This window comes from Aeromicrobium sp. JJY06 (assembly GCF_044069275.1).
GTDB lineage: Bacteria > Actinomycetota > Actinomycetes > Propionibacteriales > Nocardioidaceae > Aeromicrobium > Aeromicrobium tamlense.
Window position 1 is genome coordinate 1,276,407 of record NZ_JBIMRD010000001.1, and the last position, 22,665, is coordinate 1,299,071.

23 protein-coding genes are annotated in these 22,665 nt (G+C 71.1%); 19 read left to right on the forward strand and 4 right to left on the reverse strand.

The features are described from left to right. Positions 1 to 15 precede the first annotated feature (15 nt). The gene (locus ACGWYL_RS06375; RefSeq protein ID WP_218845954.1) at positions 16 to 243 is read left to right on the forward strand and encodes an SCO4848 family membrane protein; all 228 of its coding nucleotides are present in this window, start codon (positions 16 to 18) and stop codon (positions 241 to 243) included. On the opposite strand, the gene ACGWYL_RS06380 is transcribed toward ACGWYL_RS06375, so the two are convergent. Beyond that, positions 212 to 751 carry a PadR family transcriptional regulator gene (locus ACGWYL_RS06380; RefSeq protein ID WP_179427218.1) on the reverse strand — a complete coding sequence of 180 codons (540 nt, stop codon included), beginning with the start codon at positions 749 to 751 and terminating at the stop codon, positions 212 to 214. The genes ACGWYL_RS06375 and ACGWYL_RS06380 overlap by 32 nt on opposite strands. 95 nt (positions 752 to 846) lie before the next feature. Between ACGWYL_RS06380 and ACGWYL_RS06385 the strand changes: the two genes are divergently transcribed. The 3 genes from ACGWYL_RS06385 to ACGWYL_RS06395 are packed head-to-tail and all read left to right on the forward strand — an operon-like array spanning position 847 to position 3,306. After that, the gene (locus ACGWYL_RS06385) at positions 847 to 1,713 is read left to right on the forward strand and encodes a transporter substrate-binding domain-containing protein (protein WP_269304567.1); all 867 of its coding nucleotides are present in this window, start codon (positions 847 to 849) and stop codon (positions 1,711 to 1,713) included. Positions 1,714 to 1,717: 4 nt separating this feature from the next. Then, a complete protein-coding gene (locus ACGWYL_RS06390; RefSeq protein ID WP_395486706.1) occupies positions 1,718 to 2,584 on the forward strand; it encodes an amino acid ABC transporter permease in 867 nt (288 codons plus the stop codon). After that, on the forward strand, positions 2,584 to 3,306 hold the full coding sequence (locus tag ACGWYL_RS06395) for an amino acid ABC transporter ATP-binding protein (RefSeq protein WP_179427214.1): 723 nt from the start codon (positions 2,584 to 2,586) through the stop codon (positions 3,304 to 3,306). Before ACGWYL_RS06390 ends, ACGWYL_RS06395 begins: the two co-directional genes overlap by 1 nt. Before the next feature lie 106 nt (positions 3,307 to 3,412). On the opposite strand, the gene ACGWYL_RS06400 is transcribed toward ACGWYL_RS06395, so the two are convergent. Beyond that, positions 3,413 to 4,225, reverse strand: coding sequence for an alpha/beta fold hydrolase (locus ACGWYL_RS06400; RefSeq protein ID WP_395486707.1), 813 nt, complete (start codon positions 4,223 to 4,225; stop codon positions 3,413 to 3,415). Positions 4,226 to 4,370: 145 nt separating this feature from the next. Here ACGWYL_RS06400 and ACGWYL_RS06405 point away from each other — a divergent pair, with 145 nt between their 5' ends. The 3 genes from ACGWYL_RS06405 to ACGWYL_RS06415 are packed head-to-tail and all read left to right on the forward strand — an operon-like array spanning position 4,371 to position 7,068. Next, positions 4,371 to 5,534, forward strand: coding sequence for a CaiB/BaiF CoA transferase family protein (locus ACGWYL_RS06405; protein ID WP_395486708.1), 1,164 nt, complete (start codon positions 4,371 to 4,373; stop codon positions 5,532 to 5,534). After that, positions 5,534 to 6,676 (forward strand): acyl-CoA dehydrogenase family protein, encoded by a 1,143-nt coding sequence (locus ACGWYL_RS06410; protein WP_395486709.1) that lies wholly within the window; start codon positions 5,534 to 5,536, stop codon positions 6,674 to 6,676. Before ACGWYL_RS06405 ends, ACGWYL_RS06410 begins: the two co-directional genes overlap by 1 nt. Before the next feature lie 26 nt (positions 6,677 to 6,702). Further along, positions 6,703 to 7,068, forward strand: coding sequence for a VOC family protein (locus ACGWYL_RS06415; protein ID WP_395486710.1), 366 nt, complete (start codon positions 6,703 to 6,705; stop codon positions 7,066 to 7,068). Positions 7,069 to 7,072: 4 nt separating this feature from the next. Here ACGWYL_RS06415 and ACGWYL_RS06420 read toward each other — a convergent pair whose 3' ends face one another. Continuing rightward, entirely contained in the window at positions 7,073 to 8,500 is a 1,428-nt protein-coding gene (locus tag ACGWYL_RS06420) for an MFS transporter (protein ID WP_269304574.1), read from the reverse strand. Positions 8,501 to 8,735: 235 nt separating this feature from the next. On the opposite strand from ACGWYL_RS06420, the gene ACGWYL_RS06425 reads away from it, so the two are divergent. The 10 genes from ACGWYL_RS06425 to ACGWYL_RS06470 are packed head-to-tail and all read left to right on the forward strand — an operon-like array spanning position 8,736 to position 18,566. After that, a complete protein-coding gene (locus ACGWYL_RS06425; protein WP_179427204.1) occupies positions 8,736 to 9,746 on the forward strand; it encodes an ABC transporter ATP-binding protein in 1,011 nt (336 codons plus the stop codon). Beyond that, positions 9,743 to 10,780: an ABC transporter ATP-binding protein gene (locus ACGWYL_RS06430; RefSeq protein ID WP_269304576.1), complete on the forward strand. Its 1,038-nt coding sequence runs from the start codon at positions 9,743 to 9,745 to the stop codon at positions 10,778 to 10,780. Before ACGWYL_RS06425 ends, ACGWYL_RS06430 begins: the two co-directional genes overlap by 4 nt. Further along, the gene (locus tag ACGWYL_RS06435) at positions 10,777 to 11,724 is read left to right on the forward strand and encodes an ABC transporter permease (protein WP_179427200.1); all 948 of its coding nucleotides are present in this window, start codon (positions 10,777 to 10,779) and stop codon (positions 11,722 to 11,724) included. Before ACGWYL_RS06430 ends, ACGWYL_RS06435 begins: the two co-directional genes overlap by 4 nt. Before the next feature lie 12 nt (positions 11,725 to 11,736). Then, entirely contained in the window at positions 11,737 to 12,654 is a 918-nt protein-coding gene (locus tag ACGWYL_RS06440; protein WP_395486712.1) for an ABC transporter permease, read from the forward strand. Between the two features lie 47 nt (positions 12,655 to 12,701). Next, positions 12,702 to 14,339 carry an ABC transporter substrate-binding protein gene (locus ACGWYL_RS06445; RefSeq protein ID WP_269304583.1) on the forward strand — a complete coding sequence of 546 codons (1,638 nt, stop codon included), beginning with the start codon at positions 12,702 to 12,704 and terminating at the stop codon, positions 14,337 to 14,339. 1 nt (position 14,340) lies between these two features. Then, a complete protein-coding gene (locus tag ACGWYL_RS06450) occupies positions 14,341 to 15,162 on the forward strand; it encodes an MBL fold metallo-hydrolase (RefSeq protein ID WP_179427194.1) in 822 nt (273 codons plus the stop codon). Beyond that, positions 15,162 to 15,608: a Zn-ribbon domain-containing OB-fold protein gene (locus ACGWYL_RS06455; RefSeq protein WP_395486713.1), complete on the forward strand. Its 447-nt coding sequence runs from the start codon at positions 15,162 to 15,164 to the stop codon at positions 15,606 to 15,608. Before ACGWYL_RS06450 ends, ACGWYL_RS06455 begins: the two co-directional genes overlap by 1 nt. Continuing rightward, positions 15,605 to 16,753: a thiolase gene (locus tag ACGWYL_RS06460; RefSeq protein ID WP_179427190.1), complete on the forward strand. Its 1,149-nt coding sequence runs from the start codon at positions 15,605 to 15,607 to the stop codon at positions 16,751 to 16,753. Before ACGWYL_RS06455 ends, ACGWYL_RS06460 begins: the two co-directional genes overlap by 4 nt. A gap of 32 nt (positions 16,754 to 16,785) precedes the next feature. Then, positions 16,786 to 17,709, forward strand: coding sequence for an SDR family oxidoreductase (locus tag ACGWYL_RS06465; RefSeq protein WP_179427188.1), 924 nt, complete (start codon positions 16,786 to 16,788; stop codon positions 17,707 to 17,709). Further along, on the forward strand, positions 17,706 to 18,566 hold the full coding sequence (locus ACGWYL_RS06470; RefSeq protein WP_395486714.1) for a MaoC/PaaZ C-terminal domain-containing protein: 861 nt from the start codon (positions 17,706 to 17,708) through the stop codon (positions 18,564 to 18,566). The genes ACGWYL_RS06465 and ACGWYL_RS06470 overlap by 4 nt, the downstream gene beginning before the upstream one ends. A gap of 10 nt (positions 18,567 to 18,576) precedes the next feature. Here the strand turns inward: ACGWYL_RS06470 and ACGWYL_RS06475 are convergent, their stop codons facing one another. After that, on the reverse strand, positions 18,577 to 19,191 hold the full coding sequence (locus tag ACGWYL_RS06475; RefSeq protein ID WP_179427184.1) for a TetR/AcrR family transcriptional regulator: 615 nt from the start codon (positions 19,189 to 19,191) through the stop codon (positions 18,577 to 18,579). A gap of 139 nt (positions 19,192 to 19,330) precedes the next feature. Here ACGWYL_RS06475 and ACGWYL_RS06480 point away from each other — a divergent pair, with 139 nt between their 5' ends. Continuing rightward, positions 19,331 to 20,503 (forward strand): acyl-CoA dehydrogenase family protein, encoded by a 1,173-nt coding sequence (locus ACGWYL_RS06480; protein ID WP_269304592.1) that lies wholly within the window; start codon positions 19,331 to 19,333, stop codon positions 20,501 to 20,503. Then, positions 20,500 to 22,629: an acetate--CoA ligase family protein gene (locus ACGWYL_RS06485; protein ID WP_395486715.1), complete on the forward strand. Its 2,130-nt coding sequence runs from the start codon at positions 20,500 to 20,502 to the stop codon at positions 22,627 to 22,629. The genes ACGWYL_RS06480 and ACGWYL_RS06485 overlap by 4 nt, the downstream gene beginning before the upstream one ends. The last annotated feature ends 36 nt before the right edge of the window (positions 22,630 to 22,665 follow it).

The following is a 22,665-nucleotide window of genomic DNA, read 5'->3' on the forward strand; positions in this document are numbered from 1 at the left end:
TGGGAGGATGGGGTGGTGATCGGAAAGCTCGCGTCCTGGCTGCTCATCGCGGCCGGCGTCTTCAACGTCGTCATCTGGCCCCGGTTCTTCAAGGCGATCGTCGACGACGACCGTGCGTGGGGCGGGGCGAGGTGGCAGGAGCCGACGTCGTTCTTCTGGGTGCACCTCGTGCTGATCGGCACGGCGATGACGCTGGGCGTGATCGTGCTGGTCATCGGGATTCGCGCCCTTCGAGGGCAGTGAGGATCTCGTCGCACCACGCGATGCCCTGGTGCTCGCCGACGATGCCGCCGCGCAGCGCGAGCCAGGAGCCGAGGTCGGCGCCCTCGAGGGCGGAGGGGTCGGGGTAGAAGCGGGCCTCGCTCGCCTCGTACTCGGCGAGCCGCTCCACGTGGGCGGCGCGGCGGTCGCGGGTGTCGGCCAGGATCGCCTCGGGGTCGCGGAAGGCGCGCAGCTTGACGGCGAAGTCGCTGCGGAGGGCTTCGCGACCGCTGCGCTCGGCGGCCCAGCGGTCGAGCTCGGCCTCGCCGGCGGCGGTGATCGCGTAGGTGCGCTTGTCGGGCCGGCCGTCCTGCTCCTGGAGCGTGCCCTCGACCCAGCCAGCCTCCTGCATCCGCGCCAGCACCTTGTAGATCTGCTGGTGGCTGGCGGGCCAGAAGAAGCCGATGGACGCGTCGAAGCGCCGGGCGAGGTCGTAGCCGCTCGCGGCGCGCTCGGTGAGCGACACGAGGATCGCGTGGTCCAGGGCCATGGGCGGGAGCCTAGGGCGCCCGACGCCCATATGCAACGAGGTTCATAAGAGTCCGCTGGGCAAGACCGGGTCTCACGCACATTACGATGGGCACCATGAAGCGTTCCCTGCTCGCCGTCCCCCTGGCGCTCCTCCTCTCCGTCGCGGCCGCCTGCGGCCCGGCCGACGACTCCGACGACGCGTCCTCGGACTCCACCGCCGGCGCGACCGCCGACTGCGCGGTCGACCAGCTGCCGCTCGTCAAGTCCGGCACCCTCACGATCGCCACCGACGACCCCGCCTTCGAGCCGTGGTTCGTCGACAACGACCCCAGCAACGGCAAGGGCTTCGAGTCCGCCGTCGCCTACGCCGTGGCCGAGCAGATGGGCTTCGAGCGCGACCAGGTCGCGTGGACCAAGGTGCCCTTCAACACCTCGTACCAGCCCGGCAAGAAGGCCTTCGACTTCGACATCAACCAGATCTCGATCACGAAGGACCGCCAGCAGGCCGTCGACTTCAGCAAGCCGTACTACTCGGCCGCGCAGGCGATCATCGTGCGCTCGGACTCGAAGTTCGCCGATGCCAAGAGCCTCGACGACTTCCGCACCGCGAGCCTGGGCGCACAGATCGGCACCACGTCGCTCAAGGCGATCGAGTCGCTCGAGACGCAGGACGCCCCGCTGGTCTACGACGACACCACCAAGGCCGCGCTCGCGCTGGCCAACGGCCAGGTCGACGGCATCGTGGCCGACCTGCCCAGCGCCTTCTACCTCGTCGCCGCCGAGCTCGAGGACGCGACGATCGCGGGTCAGTTCGACTTCGACGGCGGCGAGCCCGAGCAGTTCGGCCTCCTGCTGGAGAAGGGCAGCGAGCTGACCTCCTGTGTCGACGAGGCCGTCACGGCCCTGACCGAGGACGGCACGCTCGCCGACCTCGAGCAGGAGTGGCTGGCCGAGTCGCAGGACGTCCCCGTCCTGAAGTGACCCGGTGACCCACGCCGACCCCGGGCCCCTCGGCCCACCCCCGCTGTCCGCGCGGCAGCAGCAGCGCAACGCCGTCCGGCGTCGTCGCACGCTGCGCCGCGCGGCGGTGGGAACCGTCTCGAGCCTCGTCGTCCTCGGCCTGCTGGCCTGGGTGATCACGTCGGCGCCCGGCTGGCCGCGCGTCCGCGAGACCTTCTTCAGCGGGTACCACGCCCGCGAGTCCTTCCCCGCGATCTGGGACGCCTTCTGGCTCAACGTGCGGCTGTTCCTCACGGTCGAGGCCCTCGTGCTGCCGCTGGCGCTGCTGGTCGCGGTGGTCCGCGTCATCCCGTCGCCCGCGATGGCGCCGTTCAAGATCCTCGCCGCCGCGTACACCGACGTGTTCCGCGGCATCCCCACCATCCTCGTCGTGATGCTCGTCGGCTTCGGCTTCCCGGCGCTGGGCCTGGCGGGCGTGCCCACGAGCCTGTTCTGGCTGGGCGTCATCGCGCTGACCCTGAGCTACGGCGCCTACGTCGCCGAGGTCATCCGTGCCGGCATCCTCTCGGTGCACCCCACCCAGTGGGCCGCCGGGCGCGCCCTCGGCCTCGGCTACGGCCAGACCCTGACCCGCGTGATCCTGCCGCAGGCCGTCCGCAACGTGACCCCGCCGCTGATGAACGACTTCGTGTCCTTGCAGAAGGACACCGCGCTGGTGTCCACGATCGGTCTCGTCGAGGCGCTGCGCGCGGCCTCGGTCTACCAGGCCAGCACCTTCAACGTGACCTCGCTGTGCGTGGCCGCCCTGTTCTTCATCGTCGTGACGATCCCGCTGGCGCGGTTCACCGACTGGCTCACGATCCGCTCCATGCGCCGGCAGGGAGGCAGCTGATGCTGCGCGTCGCAGGAGTCCGCAAGTCGTTCGGCGACCACGTCGTCCTCGACGGCATCGACCTGACCGTCGAGCCGGGTGAGGTCGTCTGCCTCATCGGCGCGTCCGGTTCGGGCAAGTCCACGCTGCTGCGCTGCATCGACCTGCTCGAGCAGACCGACGACGGCGACATCTTCCTGGGCGACCTCGAGCTGACCGATCCGGCCATCGACGAGAACGCCACCCGCGCCCGGATCGCGATGGTGTTCCAGGCCTTCAACCTGTTCCCGCACCTGAGCGTGCTGCAGAACCTCACGCTGGGGCCGCGCCGGGTCAAGGGCGTCTCGAAGGCCGAGGCCGTGCGCCGTGCCCACGAGCTGCTCGCCCGCGTGGGGCTGGAGGCGAAGGCGGGGTCCTACCCCGACTCGCTGTCCGGCGGTCAGCAGCAGCGGGTCGCGCTGGTGCGCGCGGTCGCGATGGACCCCGAGTTGCTGCTCCTCGACGAGGTGACGTCGGCGCTCGACCCGCTGCTCGTGGCCGAGGTGCTCGACGTCATCCGCCAGCTCAAGGACGAGGGCCGCACCATCGTCATGGCCACCCACGAGATGGACTTCGCCCGCGAGTGCGCCGACCGGATCGTGTTCCTCGCCGAGGGCCGCATCGTGGAGGCCGGGCCGCCCGAGCAGCTCTTCACCGCGCCGCAGGACCCGCGGACCGCGGCCTTCCTCGCCCGTCACCGCTGACCGCCCCTCCGGGGCGTCAGATGTGTAGCGCTGTCCACGCCTTTTCGGCGGATCCACCGGAAGAACGGTGGATACCGCTACAGATCTCGCGCGCCGGAGGCGTGAGTCAGGCGGCGGTGGCGCGGGCGGTGGTGTGGCGGATGGCCGCCACGACCTGCTCGGGGGAGTCGCCCATGGGGACGTGGCCGCAGTCCTTGAGGGTCACGAACTCGGCGCCTCGCATCCGCTTGGCGGCCAGCTTGGCCTGGGACTGGTGCAGGATGAGGTCGTGGTCGCCCCAGGCGATCGTGATCGGGACCTTCGCCGAGCCGCGGAACGCCGCGGGCGAGGTGAACCCCAGCGGGACGCACCGGAGGAAGTAGCGCCAGAAGCCCTTGCCGCTCCTCATCGCCAGCGCGTCGCCGTAGACGCGCTCGGCGGAGTACCGGCCCGGGTGGCGGTAGAGCACGAAGCCGATGAGGAAGCGTCCGATCGCGACGCTCGCCGCGAGGCGCAGCACCGGCTTCGGCAGGTACGAGCCGAGCTTGAGCGGCAGCAGCGTCAGCGTGGCCTGCAGCAGGCTCCACGGCCGGAAGTAGCCGGCCGGCGACAGGCCGGTGGCCGAGCGCACCTGCCCGTGCTGGGCGAGCGCGATCGAGATCAGGCCACCGAGTGAGTTGCCCGCGACGTGCGGCCGGTCCACGCCCCAGCGCTCGAAGTTCTCGGCGAGCACCGAGACGACGTTCTCGGCGCTGTAGCCGGTGCCGGCGGGCAGGGCGGGGGAGTCGCCCAGGCCCGGCAGGTCGACCGCGATGACGTCGTAGTCCTGCGCCAGCTCGTCGATCACCGGGTCGAACGCGGCCCGCCGGTGGCCGATGCCGTGCAGGAGGACGAGCGGCTCGCCCTGCCCGCGTCGCGTGTACGCCAGCTCGCACTTCATGGGACTCCTCGGGGGATCGCACACCGGCACGACCGATGTGACACTCACGATGTCGCATGCAGCATCGCACAGTTCGCGCGCGCTGTGAACCGGGCCACACGGGAGTCGGTTGCCACTGTGACAGCGTTGGTGTCAGAATCACGGCGTGACCCAGAGCACAGGACCCCTGAGTGGTGTGCGCGTCGTCGAGATGGTCGGGATCGGGCCCGGGCCGTTCGCGGCGATGCTGCTCGCCGACCTCGGTGCCGACGTCATCCGCATCGACCGTCCGGGCGGCAACGCCCTGCAGGTCGCGCCTCCCGAGCGCGACATCCTGGGCCGCAACCGGCCCAGCGCCGCCGTCGACCTCAAGACCTCGGAGGGCGTCGAGCTCGTGCTCCAGCTGGTCGAGCGCGCCGACATCCTCCTCGAGGGCTTCCGTCCCGGCGTCATGGAGCGTCTCGGGCTCGGCCCCGAGGTCGCGCTGGAGCGGAACCCGCGCCTGGTCTACGGCCGGATGACGGGCTGGGGCCAGACCGGCCCGCTGGCCTCCTCCGCCGGCCACGACGTCAACTACATCGCCGTCGCCGGAGGCCTCGACCCGATCGGCCGCGCCGGCGGTCCGCCCCAGGTGCCGCTCAACCTCCTGGGCGACTTCGCCGGCGGGTCGATGTACCTCGTCACCGGCGTGCTCGCCGCGCTCACCCACGCCCGCGGCACGGGTGAGGGGCAGGTCGTCGACGCCGCGATCACCGACGGCGTCGCGCACCTCATGGCGATGACCGTGAGCATGCAGCAGTCCGGCGCGTGGAGCCCCCGCCGCGGCACGAACCTGCTCGACACCGGAGCCCCGTTCTACGACGTCTACGAGACCTCGGACGGCTACTGGATGAGCGTCGGCGGCCTCGAGCCGCGGTTCTGGTACGCCATGCAGGAGGTGTTCGCCTCGGTCGGCCTGGGCGACCTGCCCGACCGGAACGACCCCAAGAACTGGGCCGAGCTGCGCGAGACGCTGCGCACCTGGTTCCTCAGCCGGACGCAGGAGGAGTGGACGGCGCTCTTCGCCGGCACCGACGCCTGCGTCGCCCCCGTCGTGCCCCTCGAGGAGGCGTTCGAGCACCCCCACCACGTCGCGCGGGGCACGTACGTCGAGGAGTACGGCGTCACCCAGCCCGCACCCGCCCCCCGCTTCTCGGCCACCGGCACCGGCATCCACCGGGCGCCCGACCGGCCGGGCGCCAGCACCCGCGAGGCGCTGACCGCGTGGGGCATCGAGGACGTGGACGACCTGATCGAGAACAAGGTCGCCGTCGAGAACGAGGAGAACTGATGGAGCGCACCCTGTTCGAGCCCGAGCACGAGTCGTTCCGCGACACCGTGCGCACCTTCCTGGAGAAGGAGGTCGTGCCCCACCACGAGGAGTGGGAGCGCGAGGGCATCGTGCCGCGCGAGGTCTGGACGAAGGCCGGTGAGCTGGGCCTGCTCGGCTTCATGATGCCCGAGGAGTTCGGCGGCGGCGGGGTCTCGGACTTCCGCTACAACGTCGTGCTTCAGGAGGAGCTCACCCGCGTCGGCGCGAGCGGCGTCGGCTTCGCGCTGCACACCGACCTCGTCTCGGGCTACCTGCTCAGCTACACGAACGACGAGCAGAGGCAGCGCTGGTTCCCGAAGTTCGTGTCGGGCGAGATGATCACCGCGATCGCCATGACCGAGCCCGGCACCGGGTCCGACCTCCAGGGCATCCGCACCACGGCCGTGCGCGAGGGCGACCACTACGTCGTCAACGGCGCGAAGACCTTCATCACGAACGGCATCAACGCCGACTTCGTCATCGTGGCGTGCAAGACCGATCCCGATGCGGGCGCGATGGGCGTGTCGCTGATCGTGCTCGAGCGCGGCATGGAGGGCTTCGAGCGCGGCCGCAACCTCGACAAGCTGGGCCTCAAGGCGCAGGACACCGCCGAGCTCTTCTTCGACAACGTCCGCGTGCCGGTGGAGAACCTGCTGGGCGAGGAGGGCCGCGGCTTCGTCTACCTCATGGAGAAGCTGCCGCAGGAGCGCCTCACGATCTCGGTCGTCGCGGCGGCCGCGTGCCGCCAGGTCATCGACATGACGCTGGAGTACGTGAAGAGCCGCAAGGCGTTCGGCAAGCCGATCGGCTCGTTCCAGAACACCCGCTTCGTGCTGGCCGAGCTCGAGACCGAGCAGCGCATCGCCCAGGTCTTCGTCGACCGCAGCGTCGAGGCGCTCAACGAGGGCAAGCTCTCGATCGACGACGCCGCGGCCGGCAAGTGGTGGACCACCGAGCTGCAGAAGAGGACCGTCGACTCGTGCCTGCAGCTGCACGGCGGCTACGGCTACATGAGCGAGTACCCGATCAGCAAGGCGTACCGCGACACGCGCATCCAGACGATCTACGGCGGCACCACCGAGATCATGAAGGAGATCGTCGGGCGCTCCCTGGGCATCTGACCCCGCGCCCTTCGTAGGCTGCCCCCATGGGGGTGACGGGCGGCTTCCCGATCCTGGCGACGCGAGACCTGCCGAGGCTCGAGTCGTTCTACCGCGACGCCTTCGGCGCGGAGCGCACCTACGCGTTCGACGTCGGCGGTCGCGACGTCTACGTCGCGCTCGCGCTGGGCGGCTCGTCGATCGGCATCGCCGTCGACGACGACCTGGGGACCGAGCCGATCGGGATGGCGCTGTGGCTCTACGTCGACGACCTCGACGACGCCTACCGGGCGGCCCTCGGGGCGGGCGCGACGAGCATCGCCGAGCCGGCGCCGATGCCGTGGGGCGAGCGCGTCGCGCAGGTGCGCGACCCCGGCGGCTTCGTCGTGCACCTCGGGATCGAGGCGGACTGACGGTTCAGGTGGGCTCGGCGGCGCCCTGCAGGGCCACCGCGTCGTGCTCCTGGAGGATCTCCGGCGACGGCTTCAGCGCCGCGACGATGGAGAGCGTCATGCCGATGAGCCCGAGGATGCACAGCAGCAGGAGGGCGTAGCCGAAGCCCGCGATGACCTCGGCGGGCGGATCGCCGGGGATCGACGCCTGCAGCACCGCGTCGCTCAGCGCCGGGCTGAGGCCGATCGTCATGAGCGTCAGGGCCACCGCGAGGCTCAGCACGTTGCCGGTGTTCTGCACCGCGAGCCGCATGCCGTTCACGACGCCGAGGCTGGACTCGGGCGTCGCCTCGAGCAGCGAGGTCGCGTTCGAGCCGATGAACAGGCCCGTGCCCATGCCCATGAGGACGAGCCCGACACCCAGCACCCACGTGTTCTGCGTGAACACGCCCCCGGCCAGGGCGAACACGCCGAGCTGGCCGACGATCGCGCCGAACGAGGAGATCTGCCGCGATCGCCACCGCCGGGACAGCCGCCCCACGCACAGCGATCCGAGGATGCTGCCGATCGGCATCGGCAGCAGGAGCAGGGCCGTCTCGCTGGGCCGGAAGCCCAGCGGGCCCTGCAGGTAGAGGCTCATCAGGACGATGGCCGGGAACCGGCCCGCGCTCAGGAAGAACCCCGCCAGCAGGAGCAGGCCGATGCCGTGGGTGCGCAGTGTCTCGACGTCGATGACGGGGTGGCGGCTGCGGCGCTCGGCGAACGCCAGGGCGGGCAGCAGCGCGAGGGCGAGCAGCAGGCTGCCCCAGACCCACGGGCTGCTCCACGTGAACTCGGTGACGAGCGAGATGCCCACGGTCGTGAGCGTGATGACGGCGATCACGAGCACGTTCCCGGGCAGGTCGAGCGAGGTCTTCTCCTCGCGCTCGTCCTTGCGCCGCAGCAGGAACCAGCCCGTGGTGAAGGCGACCAGGCCGATCGGGACGTTCATCCAGAACACCCACCGCCAGTCGGTGACCTCGAGGATCATGCCGGCGGCGATCGGGCCGATGAGGCTCGCGATCGGGAACGACGCGGCGTACAGGCCCATGGCGCTGCCGAGGGAGTCACGCGGGAAGATCGCGTGGATCAAGGTGGCGCCGTTGCCCAGCAGGATCGCGCCGCCCAGCGCGGCCACGATCCGCAGCCAGATCAGCCAGTCGACCGTGGGCGCGAAGCCGCACGCGAGGCTGCAGATGGTGTAGAGCGCGAGCGCGCCGAGGTAGAAGCGCCGCTGGTCGACGATGTCGCTGATCCGTCCGAACAGCAGCAGGCACGCCGTGCTGGCGACCATGTAGCCCAGGATCAGCCAGCTGGCCTGCAGCTGGGTCGCGTCGAAGTGCCGCGTCAGGGCGGGCAGCGCGACGTTGACGGTGCTCGAGTTGAGACCGATCAGCATGCTGACCAGGCACACGACGCAGAGCGTGGACCAGGCAGCGGCGCCGGCACGTGGTCGTTGGCTCCTCACGGCACCTCCCGAATAGAACCATATTCTAAAATCACGTTCTTTGCACCACCCGTCCGTGGTGTCACTCCGAGTCACACGCCGGGTAGGTCGCGCAGCGCGGGATGTGACCCTTGACACATCCGTGCCCGCACTGGATGATCAAGCCATCCTAGAGTGAGATTCTAGATTGGGGTACGGAATTGTGACCACCTCAGGTGAGCGGCTCGTCCGGGTGGACGACCTGCACGTGGAGTTCAGCACCGGCGGCCGGCAGGTCGAGGCGATCAGTGGCGTGAGCCTCGACATCCGGGCCGGGGAGACCGTCGCCGTCGTGGGCGAGTCCGGATCGGGCAAGAGCGTGACCGCGCTCGCGATGCTCGGACTGCTCGGCAACGGGCGGATCAGCGGCGGCACGGTGCGCTGGGACGGCGAGGACATCACCCACGCGTCGAAGAAGCGGTTGCGCCAGCTGCGCGGCAATGAGGTCTCGATCGTCTTCCAGGACCCGATGACGGCCCTGGACCCGCTGTTCTCGGTCGGCAACCAGCTGTCCGAGGCGCTGCGGATGCACCAGAGGATGTCGAAGAAGCAGGCCCGGCGCCGCGCGGTGGAGCTGCTCTCCGAGGTGGGCATCCCCGATCCGGAGTCGAAGGTCGACGCCTACCCCCACCAGCTCTCGGGCGGCCAGCGCCAGCGCGTGATGATCGCCGGCGCCCTGGCGTGCTCGCCCCGGCTGCTCATCGCCGACGAGCCGACAACGGCGCTCGACGTGACCGTCGAGGCGCAGGTGCTGCGGCTCATCCGCGACCTGCAGCAGCAGACGGGCGTCGCCCTCATGCTGATCACCCACGACATGGGCGTGGTCGCCGAGATGGCCGACCGGGTCGCGGTGTTCTACGCCGGCGAGGTCGTGGAGACCGGGACGGTGGAGGAGATCCTCACCGACCCCAAGCACCCGTACACGCAGGCCCTGCTGCGAGCGATCCCCCGACCCGACACGCCGCGCGACGAGCCGATGCCGGCCATTCCCGGCGTGGTGCCGTCGCTCGAGGCGATGCCCACCGGGTGCCGCTTCTCGACCCGGTGCCCGCTGTCGGAGGCCGGCCGGTGCGACGAGCCGCAGCAGCTGCTCGAGATCGACGGGCGCAACGCCCGGTGCTGGCGGGTGGCCGAGGCCGACGAGCCGGCCCTCGCGGCGGGGGTGGCGCGATGAGCGCCGGGACGCCGGTCGCGCCGGTGACCGAGTCGCCCGTCAGCGTCGTGCCGGAGGTGACGCCGTCGACCGGTCCGATCCTCGAGCTGAGCGACGTGGTGAAGCACTTTCCCGGCCGCAAGCGCCAGCCTCCGGTGCGCGCCGTCGACGGCGTGAGCCTCTCGGTGGGCCGCGGCGAGACCGTGGGCCTCGTGGGCGAGTCCGGCTCGGGCAAGTCGACCCTCGGCCGGCTCGCGCTGAGCCTGCTGGAGCCGACCTCCGGCCGGGTCTCGTTCGACGGCAGCGACGTCTCGAGGCTGGGCCGCCGCGACCTCGCCCGACTCCGCCGCCGCATGCAGCTGGTCTTCCAGGACCCCGTCAGCTCGTTCAGCCCGCGCATGACGATCGAGGAGGTGCTGACCGAGCCGATGGTGGTCCACGGGATCGGCACCCCGGAGTCGCGGCACCGGCGCTGCCTCGAGCTGCTCGACCTCGTCGGCCTGCCGTCGCGGGCGCTCGAGCGGTTCCCGCACCAGTTCTCCGGCGGCCAGGCCCAGCGCATCGGCGTCGCCCGCGCGCTCACCACCGACCCCGACCTCATCGTGTGCGACGAGGCGGTGTCCGCGCTCGACGTGTCGGTGCAGGCGCAGATCCTCAACCTGCTGCGCGAGGTCCAGCGCGAGCTCGGGCTGAGCTACCTCTTCATCGCGCACGACCTCAACGTGGTGCGCTACATGTCCGACCGGATCTGCGTGATGTACCTCGGCAAGGTCGTCGAGTCCGGCCCGACCGACGACCTCATGAACGCGCCGCAGCACCCGTACACGGCGGCACTGGTCGAGGCGGTGCCGTCGCTGGAGAACCGCGGTCACCTGCGCTCGCCACTCGCCGGCGAGATCCCGAGTCCGAGCCGCCCGCCGTCGGGCTGCCACTTCCACACGAGGTGCCCGCGCCGGTTCGAGCCGTGCGACCACGACGAGCCGCAGCTGCTCCAGCTGGGCCAGCGTGAGGTCGCCTGCCACCTCGTGGACGAGCGGAAGGTCGTCGACGCATGATCACCTTCGCCGGCCGTCGCGTGGGCTACGGACTCCTCGTCCTGGGGCTCGTCGCCACGTTCACCTTCCTCACGCTGCGGCTCATCCCGGGTGACGTCGTCCGCCTCCAGCTGGCGGACGCACCCGGCGCGACGGAGGAGCAGGTCGCCCAGCGCTCCGCCGAACTCGGTCTCGACGAGCCGCTGGTCTCGCAGTTCTTCACCTTCATGACCGACGCGATGCGGCTGGACTTCGGCACCTCGTTCCAGGACGGGCGCCCGGTCGTGGACCACATCGCCGAGCGGCTGCCCGCGACGCTCGAGCTGGGCCTGCTGGCCCTGTTCCTCGGCCTCGCCCTGGGCATCCCCCTGGGCGTGATCTCGGCGCTGAAGCCGAACTCCCTGACCGACCAGATCCTGCGCGTCCTGGCGGTCGTGGGCATGTCGATCCCGAACTTCTGGCTGGCGCTGCTGCTCATCACCTACCTCGCGCAGTGGTTCGGGTGGTCGCCACCGCTGGTCTACGTCGGGCCGGGGGAGAACCTGGCCCAGAACCTCACGCACCTCGCCCTGCCGGCGCTGGCGCTCGCGGTGGGGTCGATGGCCGGCGTGGCCCGCATGCTGCGCTCCTCGATGCTCGAGGTCCTCGGCTCGAACTTCATCCGGACGGTCCGCTCGCGCGGCGCCTCGGAGTTCACCGTGCTGGCCAAGCACGCGGGTCGCAACAGCCTCATCCCCGTGTTCTCGCTGCTCGGCCTGCAGGTCGGCGCGATCCTCGGCGGCACCGTGATCCTCGAGTCGATCTTCAGCATCCCCGGCATGGGCTCGCTGATCTTCGACGCGGTGCAGAACCGCGACTACCCCGTCGTCCTGGGCTGCGTGATCGTCTACGGCGGCCTGTTCATCCTCGTCAACCTGCTCGTCGACATCCTCTACGCGGTCGTCGACCCGCGGATCCGGTACTGAGAGGCCCTCGTCATGACGACCACCGAACCCCGTCTCGCGTCCGCCGCCGCCACGGGCGCGCTGCCCCCACCGATCCTGTCGCGTGGCGCCCGCCGGCGCCGCGGGATGTGGCGCTACCTGCGCGAACAGCCCTTCGGCGCCGTCGCGGCCGCGATCATCCTCGTGTTCGTGGCGCTCGCGATCCTCGCGCCGCTGATCTCGCCGTACGACCCGCTGGCGCAGAACCGCGCGGCGATCATGGTCCCGCCGAACGCCGACCACCTGATGGGCACCGACGACCTCGGGCGCGACGTGCTCAGCCGCGTCCTCTACGGGGCCCGGACCTCGCTGCTCATCTCGGTCGCGACCCTCGCCATCGGCGGCGTCGCCGGCCTGGTGCTGGGCATCGTGTCGGGCTACTTCGGCGGCACGTGGGTCGACACCGTGATCCAGCGGATCATGGACTCGCTCATGGCGGTCCCGTCGATCGTCCTGCTGCTGTTCGTGGCCGCCCTGCTCGGCCCGAGCATCCGCAACACGATCCTCGCGCTGGCGCTGCTCGTGATCCCCGCCTTCAACCGCGTGGCACGCGGCGAGATGCTGCGCATCCGCGAGGAGACCTACGTCGAGGCGGCCCGCGCGGTCGGGTGCAGCACGAAGCGGATCCTGGTGAAGTACGGCCTGCCGAACCTCATGGCCCCGCTGTTCGTCGTGACCAGCCTGCTGTTCGCGATCGTCCTGATCGCCGAGTCGGCCCTGAGCTTCCTGGGCATCGGCACGCCTCCGCCGACCCCGTCCTGGGGCCGGATGCTCAGCGAGGCCTCGCGCCAGCTGGAGATCGCGCCGTGGATGGCGCTGTTCCCCGGTCTGGCCCTGTCCATCTCCGTGCTCGCGTTCAACCTGCTGGGCGACGCGCTGCGCGACTTCCTCGACCCCAAGCAACGTCGATGACCACCCGTTCCCGCCGATCACCCCGTGCCGCGACCCAAGGAGACACCATGACCACCACCCGCAGACCGGCGAAGCTCGCCGCGATCCTCGTCGCGACGGCGGCCGTGTCGTCCGCCTGCTTCGGCAGCGGCGGCGGCTCGTCCGAGTCCTCCGCCGAGGGCGCGCTCGTCACGGACGACGGCCCGCCCCAGCCGGGCGGCACGTTCCACATCGCCGGCACGGCCGACGCGCCGTCGCTGGACCTGCAGAAGGAGCCGGCGTACTCGGTGCACTCCGCGATCGGTGCGGTCTACAGCCGGCTGCTGGCGTTCAAGACCGGCGAGGACGTGGAGTACGGCACGAACGAGGTCGAGGGCGACCTCGCCGAGTCGTGGGACACCAGCGAGGACAACCGCACCTGGACCATCACGCTCCGTGACGGGGTCGTCTGGCACGACAAGCCCCCGGTGTCGGGCCGGGCGTTCACCTCGAAGGACGTGCTCTGCACGTTCGACCGGATGAAGGACATCCAGGGCCACGCGCTGGGCCTGATCGGCAACGTCGACTCGATCGAGGCGCCCGACGACCAGACCGTGGTGTTCACGCTCAAGTCCGGCTTCTCGGCGTTCGACGAGACGCTCGCCAACCCGTTCCTGGCGATCCTGCCCTGCGAGGCGAAGGACGGCGGCTTCGACCCGGCCACCGAGGCCATCGGCACCGGGCCCTTCATGCTCGAGTCGTGGAAGCGCGACCAGGAGCGCGTCTACGTCAAGAACCCCGACTACTTCGTGGAGAACCAGCCGTACCTCGACGGCTACACGACCACGATCATGCCCGACGCGCAGGCGCAGATCGCCGCGCTGCGCAGCAACAAGATCGACATGATGACGACGCTCTCCACCGAGAAGCGCCAGGTCGACCAGCTGCTCAGCCAGGTCGAGGGACTGCAGAAGAGCCAGGAGGCCGGCACGACGCAGACCCGCGTCTACATGAACGCCGAGTCGAAGCCGTTCGACCAGGTCGAGGTGCGTCGCGCCGTGGCCATGGCGATCGACAAGCAGGGCATGATCGACAGCATCCGCGCCGGCGGCACGGTCACCGGCCCGATCACCCCGACGATCTTCGGCGCGCTGCCGACCGAGGAGGTCGAGAAGCTCGTCCCGTACGACCCGGACGAGGCGAAGAAGCAGCTCGCCGACGCCGGCTTCCCCGACGGCTTCGAGGCCACGATGGTCGTCACGACCGGCTACGGCGAGACGATCGTGCGCGAGGCGCAGTGGGTCCAGGAGGACCTCGCCAAGATCGGCGTCAAGGTCAAGCTGGACGTCCAGGACTACGCCACCTACGCCGGTGACACGTGGCCCAACGGCAAGTACGACATCGCCTACGGACTGCAGACGCCGATGCTCACCGCCGACGAGTACCTCACCACCGAGTACCACTCGAAGGGCAGCCGCAACTGGTCGAACGTGAACGATCCGGAGCTGGACGCCAAGATCGAGGCGCAGCGCGCGATCACCGACACGGGCGAGCGCGAGAAGGCGCTCCAGGAGATCGACCGGTACATCCTCGAGAACGTCCTGACGCCCCTGCCGCTGTACGTCTACGACGGTCAGACCCTGCTCTCGCCCCGCGTGCGCTCGTGGAACCCGCACCCGGACTACTCGGCCCGCGAGTACGAGAACATCTGGCTGAAGCAGGACTGACATGTGGGATGTCGATGGCACCGCACCACGGCCGGGCGAGCCCCTCGAGGTGGCGCCGGGGATCCACCTGGTGCTCGCGCCGAATGCGAACGAGTGGACCTTCGAGGGCACGAACACCTGGGTGCTCACCGGTGGCGGGGACGCCATCGTGGTGGACCCGGGGCCGGACGACCCGGAGCACCTCGAGGCGATCGACGAGGTCGTGCACGCGAGCGGCAGCCGGCTGCGCGAGGTCGTGCTCAGCCACCACCACGGCGACCACTCGCAGGCGGCCGCGCCCCTCGCGAAGCGCTGGTCCGCGCCGATCCGGCCGCGGGTCCAGCGGGGGGTGATCGCCGAGGGGACGCGGTTCGACCTCGGCGCCAGCGAGGCCTGGGCCATCCGGACGCCGGGCCACACCGCCGACGGGGTGAGCCTGGTCCTGCCGGACCACCGGCTCGTCCTCACCGGCGACACGGTGCTGGCGCGGGTGAACCCGTTCATCAGCCACCCGGACGGCACGATCGTCGACATCCTGTCGTCGATGCGGCGCCTGGCCGACGTGGTCGACGACGACTGGGTGTTCCTGCCCGGTCACGGTCCGGTGGTGCGCGAGCCGCGCCAGTACCTGGAGGACCGCGTGAGCGACCGGCTGCGCCGGGTCGACCAGGTGGCGGCCCACGCCGCCGCCGGACGCGGCCCGGCCGAGATCGCCCGCGCGATCCACCCCCACCTGAACTCGCTGCGACTGCGCGCCGCCCAGGCGTCGGTCGAGGCGATCCTGCACTACCTCGACGACTCGCGGGCCGACGTCGGCCCCTCCACCAGAAAGGCACCTCGCTGATGCCCATCACCGACACCAAGCCACGAGCGGACGTCGCCGACCGCTTCGTCCCGAAGGCCTCGCCGGAGACCCGGCCGTTCTGGGACGGCACCGAGGCCGGCGAGCTGCGAATCCAGTCGTGCACCGACTGCGACCGCCCGTTCTTCTACCCGCGCTCGTCGTGCCCCCGGTGCGGGGGAGAGGCGCTGGAGTGGATCACCTGCTCGGGCCGGGCGTCCCTGTACTCCTACGTCATCTCGCAGCGACCGGCCCCGGGCTTCGAGCCGCCCACCGTGATCGCCGTCGTCGAGCTCGAGGAGGGCCCGCGGATGATGACGAACATCGTCGGGGTCCCGCCGGAGCCGCAGTTCCTCCCCCTCGACCTGCCGCTGCAGGTGACGTTCGAGCAGCGCGGCGATCTCGCGATCCCGGTCTTCGAGCCGTCGGAGTCGGAGGTCGTGCGATGAGGGACGACGTCGTCATCCTCGGCGCCGCCGAGACCGAGGAGGTCGGACGGCTGCCCGAGACCTCCACCCTGGAGCTGCACGTGCAGTCGGCGCGGCGTGCCCTCGCGGACGCCGGCCTGGGCCTGCACCAGATCGACGGCATCGCCACGGTCTCCACCGGCGGGCCGGGCCCCGTCGCGGTGGCCCACGCGCTCGGCATCACGCCGACCTACGTCGACGGCACGTCGGTGGGCGGCTCGTCCTTCCTCTTCCACGTGCGGCACGCCGTCGCGGCCATCCGGGCCGGTCACGCGACCGCCGTCCTCATCACGCACGGCGAGTCCGGTCGGTCGCGCGTCGGCGCCGCCCCGTGGGCGCGCCAGCCCGACTCGTCGATGGCGCAGTTCGAGATGCCCTACGGCGTCCTGGGCCCGCCCACCACGTTCACGATCCCGGCGCTGCGTTTCCTGCAGGAGACCGGCAACACGCTGGAGCACCTCGCCGAGGTCGCGGTGGCGCAGCGGCGCTGGTCGTCGCGCAACAGCCGCGCGATGTACCGCGACGAGGTCACGGTGGACGAGGTGCTCGGCGCCCGCATGGTCGCCTGGCCGTTCACGCTGCTGATGTGCTGCCTGGTCACCGACGGCGGCGGCGCGCTGGTGGTGACCTCGCGCGAGTTCGCCGAGGCCCACGGCAGCGACCTCCCGCTGGTCAACGTGGCCGGCACGGGCGAGGCCGCGACGACGCCGATGGTGTCGCAGATGGAGGACATGAGCACGTGCCGGCAGTTCACGCTGTCGAGCCAGGCCGCGTTCCGCGAGGCGGGCATGGGCCCGTCCGACATCGACCACCTGATGATCTACGACGCCTTCGCCCACGTGCCGCTGTACGGACTCGAGGACATGGGCTTCGTCGGCCGCGGCGAGTCCGGGGCCTTCGTCGCCGAGGGGAACACCTCCCCGGGCGGCTCGCTGCCGATGAACACGAACGGCGGCGGGCTGTCCTACACCCACACGGGCATGTACGGGATGTTCGCGATCCAGGAGTCCGTGCGCCAGCTGCGCGGCCAGGCCGAGGCGCAGGTCGACGACGTCGAGACGAGCCTCGTGCTCGGCAACGGCGGCATGTTCATGAGCGCCGCGACCCTCGTCCTCACCCGCGGATGACCGCCCACCGACCCACCACCAGAGGAGAACGCATGTCTGCAGGAGATCGTCAGGTCGTCATCGTCACGGGAGCGGGGCGCGGGCTCGGGCGTGCCCACGCACTCGAGTTCGCCGACCGGGGGGCAGCGGTCGTCGTGAACGACCTCGGCGCCTCGCTGGACGGGACGGGTCACGAGCCCGGCCCCGCCGAGCAGGTGGCGGAGGAGGTGCGCGCCCGTGGCGGACTCGCGCTCGTCAACGGCGACGACATCAGCGAGCCCGAGGGCGCCCAGCGCCTCCTGGCCGCCACGCTCGACGCCTTCGGCAGGGTCGACGTCCTGGTCAACAACGCGGGCATCCTGCGCGACCGGACGCTCGTCAACATGACCATCGAGGAGTGGGACGCCGTCATCAAGGTGCACCTGCGCGGCACGTTCGCGCCGATGAGCGCGGTGGCCAAACACTGGCGCGAGCTGTCCAAGGCGGGGGAGCAGGTCGACGGGCGCATCATCAACACGACGTCCTCGTCCGGCATCTACGGCAACCCCGGCCAGGGCAACTACGGCGCCGCGAAGGCGGGGATCGCCTCGTTGACGATCATCGCCTCGCGCGAGCTGGCCCGCTACGGCATCACCGTCAACGCGATCGCGCCCGCCGCGTTGACGCGCATGACCGAGGGCCTGCGGACCGACCGGCCCGAGATCCCCGAGGGCCAGTTCGACCCCGGGGCACCCGAGAACGTCTCGCCGCTCGTGGCCTGGCTCGCCAGCCCGGCGGCCGCCGACGTGACCGGACGGGTCTTCAACATCCGCGGCGGCCACGTCAGCGTGGCCGAGGGCTGGATCGCCGGCCCCGGCGTGGAGGAGGAGCGGCGGCTCACGGTGGAGGACCTCGACGGGATCCTCCCCGACCTGCTCGCGCAGGCCCGGCCCAACGCGGTCATGAACGGCAAGGTTCCCCAGGAGGCGACCCGATGAGCCTGAACCACGACATCGTCGGCGTCCTGTCCGAGCCGGTGGAGAAGTCCTGGACCAGCACCGACGCGCTGCTCTACGCCCTGGGCGTGGGAGCCGGCCACGACAACCCGCTGGAGGACCTGGCGTACACGACCGAGCACGGTGAGCCCGGCGGCGACGGTCAGAAGGTGATGCCGTCGTACGGCGTGATGCTCACGTGGGGCGCCCGCGGGCGCAAGCTCGGCGACTTCGACCCGGCGATGCTGGTGCACGCCGAGCAGCAGCTCGAGCTGCACCGGCCGCTGCCGCCCTCGGGGACCGTCTCGATCACCTCGATGGTGACGGGGATCGAGGACAAGCGCAGTGGCGCGCTCGTGCGGTCGCAGGCCGAGGCCGTGCTGGCGGACACGGGCGAGCCGCTCGTGACCGCGCGGTCGGGCGTCTTCATCCGCGGCGAGGGCGGCTTCGGCGGCACCGCGGCCGAGCCCGGTCTCGCACCGGTGCCCGACCGCGAGCCCGACCAGGTCGTGGCGACCGGGTCGTGGCCGGGGCAGGCCCTGCTCTACCGGCTCAGCGGCGACCGCAACCCGCTGCACAGCGACCCCTCGTTCGCGGCGCGTGGCGGCTTCGAGCGACCGATCCTGCACGGCCTGGCGACCTACGGGATCACCGCGCGGGTGCTGGTGTCGGCCGTGGCGAAGGGCGACGGCGACGCGATGCGCTCGATGGCGGGGCGGTTCTCCGCGCCCGTGCTGCCCGGCGACGACCTCAGCGTCGAGCTGTGGGACGTGGACACCGGCGACGTGGCGTTCCGCGTGCGCCGGGCCGACGGCACGGTGGTGATCGACCGTGGCCGGGCCCGGTTCGCGCTGGACTGAGGCCCGCGCGTCAGTCGGCGTCGGGGTAGAGCCGCCGGACCAGCACGACGGCGTGCCGTGCCACGCGCTTGGCCTGGGCGGCCGTCCCGCAGCCGACGGCGACGCGGGCGGCCTCGCCCACCACGCTGGTGAGCGCGGCGACCGTCAGCCGGTCCTCCACGGTGTTGCCCAGGCCGAGGATCATCACGTTGCGCCGGATCCACTCCTGGCTGCGATCGCGCCGCTGGGTCTCGAACTCCGGCGGCGCGTCCCCGGAGTAGAAGACGGGGTAGAGGCGCCGGTCGCGCCAGCCGGCCTCGAGGTAGGCCAGCATGCCCGCCTCGAACTGCACCAGCGGGTCGGCGTCGCCCGAGGCGCGCACCTTGGCGACCGCGTCGGCGGCGGCCCGCGCGAGACGGCCGACGTACTCGTCCCAGAGGGCGAAGTAGAGCTCGGCCTTCCCGCCGAAGTGGTGGTAGACGCTGCCGACGCTGGAGCCGGCCCGGTCGACGACGTCGGAGATGCCGGCGCGCGTGTAGCCCTGCTCGATGAACACCTCGGCGGCGGCGTCGAGGACCTGGCGACGGGTCTCCTCCGTCTTCGCCCATCGGCGCCCTGGGGGGCGGGGCGCTTCCGTGGCGGACATGGACGGCTCCTCGTGATCTCGGCCTGCGGTGCTGACACAGCATAGGACCTTTTCGCCCCTTGACGGCACACCATCCGTACGTGATGCTAAACACAATTCTAGAGGACGATTCTAGAAACACATTCTCAGAGGAGAGATGATGATCGACTTCGAGCTCAGCGAGGAACAGCGCGCGGTGCGCAGTGCGGTGCGCCAGTTCATCACCAAGGAGGTCATGCCGCTGGAGAGCCAGGTCCTGCTGAACGAGCGCGAGGGGCGGCCGGGCATCGACCGCGAGACCCTCCGCGATCTGCAGGCCAAGGCGCGCAAGCACGGCTACTGGGGCATCAACACCCCGGAGGAGTACGGCGGCATGGCGGTGGGCCCGGTGATGTCGGCGATCATCGCCGGCGAGGCGGGTCGCACCTTCGTCCCGTTCCGCTTCGGCGGCTCGGCCGACAACATCCTCTACGCGGGAACCCGCGAGCAGCAGGAGGAGTTCCTGCTGCCGACCATCGAGGGCGACCGGCGCAGCTGCTTCGCCATCACCGAGCCGGGTGCCGGCTCCGATGCCCGCAGCATCCGCACCCGTGCGGTGCGCGACGGCGACGAGTGGATCATCAACGGCGAGAAGATCTTCATCACAAACGGCAACGAGGCCGACTTCGTCATGGTCTTCGCGGTGACGAACCCCGAGCTGGGCGCCAACGGCGGCGTCACGTGCTTCCTCGTCGACCGGGCCATGGGCTGGGAGTCCACCCCGATCCCGACGATGGGCGAGTGGGGTCCGGCCTCGCTCAGCTTCCAGGACGTCCGCGTGCCGCACCGCAACATCCTCGGCGAGGAGGGCCACGGCTTCGACCTCGCGATGCAGTGGATCGGCCAGGGCCGCTACATGATCCCGGCCGGCGCCCTCGGTGCCGCCGAGCGCATGATCGAGATGGCCGTCGAGCACGCGAACAGCCGCATCTCGATGGGCAAGCCGATCGCGGAGTACCAGGCGATCCAGTGGCACATCGCCGACAGCGCGGTCGAGCTCGACGCCGCGCGCTGGCTCACGCTGCACGCCGCGTGGGAGGTCGAGCAGGGCCGCGACGCGCGCCACGCCTCCTCGGTCGCGAAGCTCTACGGCACGAACATGGCGAACCGCGTGGTCGACCGCGTGCTGCAGATCCACGGCGGCATGGGCTACACGAAGGAGCTGCCGCTCGAGCGCTGGTACCGCGAGCTGCGCCTGCTGCGCATCTTCGAGGGCACCGACGAGATCCAGAAGCGCACGATCGCGCGCAACCTGCTGCGCGGTCACGTCAAGGTGGGGGCCTCGCTGTCATGACCGATCCCGGCTCGCGCATCGATCCGCTGGCGTTCTTCCGCCCGAAGTCGGTCGCCCTCGTGGGCGCCACCGACAAGTCGGGCTGGTCGGTCGCCACGTTCGCCAACCTGCAGGTCAACGGGTTCACCGGTGACGTGTACCTGGTGAACCCGAAGTCCCCGGAGGTCCACGGGACCAAGGCGTACGCGTCGCTGGCGGACATCCCCGGCCAGGTCGACCTCGTCTACGTCATGACGCCGATCGACGTCGTGCCGGACGTGATCCGGCTCGGGGCGCAGCGGGGCACGCGGCACTACGTGGTCCTCACCGCCGGCTACGGCGAGGTGGGCGGCGAGGGTGCGGTGCGCGAGCAGGAGCTGCTCGACCTCGCGACCGAGCTGGACGTGACGATCCTCGGGCCGAACGGCAACGGCTTCATCAACGCAGCCGACGGCATCACGCCGTACGGCCTGCCGATCCCGCAGCCGCTCATCGCCGGCTCGGTCGGCGTGGTGCTGCAGAGTGGCGCGCTGGCCAGCAGCGTGCTGTCGTTCGCGCAGTCGCGCAACATCGGCATCTCGCTGCTCGTGGCGATGGGCAACGAGACGATCATGTCCGTCACGGACGTGGTGCGCGGGCTGGTGGACGACCCGAAGACGAAGGCGATCGCGCTGTTCCTCGAGTCGGTGCGCCGGCCCGAGGAGTTCGCCGAGGTCGCCCGGATGGCGCTGGCGGCGGGCAAGCCGATCGTCGCGCTCAAGATCGGGCGCAGCGTGAAGGCCTCGCGCACCGCGCAGGCGCACACCGGTGCCCTGGTGGGCGACGACAAGACGGTCGACGCGGCGTTCGCGCAACTCGGCGTCATCCGCGTCGTCTCGCTGGAGGACCTCATCATCACGGCGGGGCTGCTGGCCGAGACTGGTCCGCTGCCGGGTCGCCGGGTGGGCGTCGTGACCCCCTCGGGCGGCGCGTCGGAGATCATCGCCGACCGCGCGGAGGACGAGGGCCTCGACCTGGCCGAGTTCACGCCCGAGACGATGGCGCAGCTCACGGAGGTGCTGCCGTCGTTCGCGACGCCGAACAACCCGCTCGACGTCACCGGCTACGTGCTGCTCGACCGCGAGCTCATGGGCAACGCGCTGCGGATCGTGGCGGCCGACCCGGGCATCGACTTCGTCATGATGCTCCAGGACCTGCCCCGACAGACGGCCGACCCCGACCTCGCGCTGCAGCTGTACACGCGCAACGCGCAGACGATCCGCGAGTCGCCGACGCCCATCATCCCGGTGGGCAACGTCCTGACGGACATCAACGAGACGGGCCGGATGATCCAGGCCGGGTCGCAGTACCCGCAGGTCGCGGGCGGCATCGAGCACGGCCTGACCGCGCTCGGTCACGCGGTGCGCTGGTCCGAGGTCGTGCGTCGTCACGGCGAGGGTCACCAGGAGCCGCCGCGCGTGGAGCCGGTCTTCCCGGACGGGCTGCCGGAGCGTCGCGGCTCGTGGGCGGAGCAGCCCGCTGCCACGTTCCTGGCGGCGAACGGCGTGCCGATGGTGCCGTCCGAGCTGGCGGCGACCCCCAAGGAGGCGGCCGCGGCGGCCGACTCGATGGGCTACCCCGTGGTGGTCAAGGCCGCGGTGGACGGCCTCGAGCACAAGAGCGACATCGGCGGCGTGAAGCTGGGGCTCGCGTCCGCCGACCAGGTCCGCGAGGCCGTCGAGGAGGTGCTGGGGGCCGTGGCGGCTGCCGGCCACGATGGGGCGCGGGTGCTGGTGCAGCCGCACCGCAGCGGCGGCTCGGAGCTGCTGGTCGGCGTGGTGCGCGACCCGGCATGGGGACTGACGATGGCGGTCGCCCTCGGCGGCGTGTGGGTCGAGCTGCTCGGGGAGAGCGCCCTGCGGGTGCTGCCGGTCGCGCAGGACGAGGTCCGTCGCGCGATCGGGTCACTGCGCGGCGTGCAGGCGCTCCAGGGCGCGCGCGGGACCGAGGCGGTCGACCTCGACGAGCTGGCCCGCGTCATCACGCGGATCGGCGCGGTCGCGCACGCCCTCGGCGACGAGCTGGTCGCGCTGGAGGTGAACCCGCTGCGCGCCTCGGCCGACCGGATCGAGGCGCTCGACGCGCTGGTCACCTGGTCGGGGGAGTGACCGGATCGCCCGCCGGCACGGCGCGGGAGGCATAGG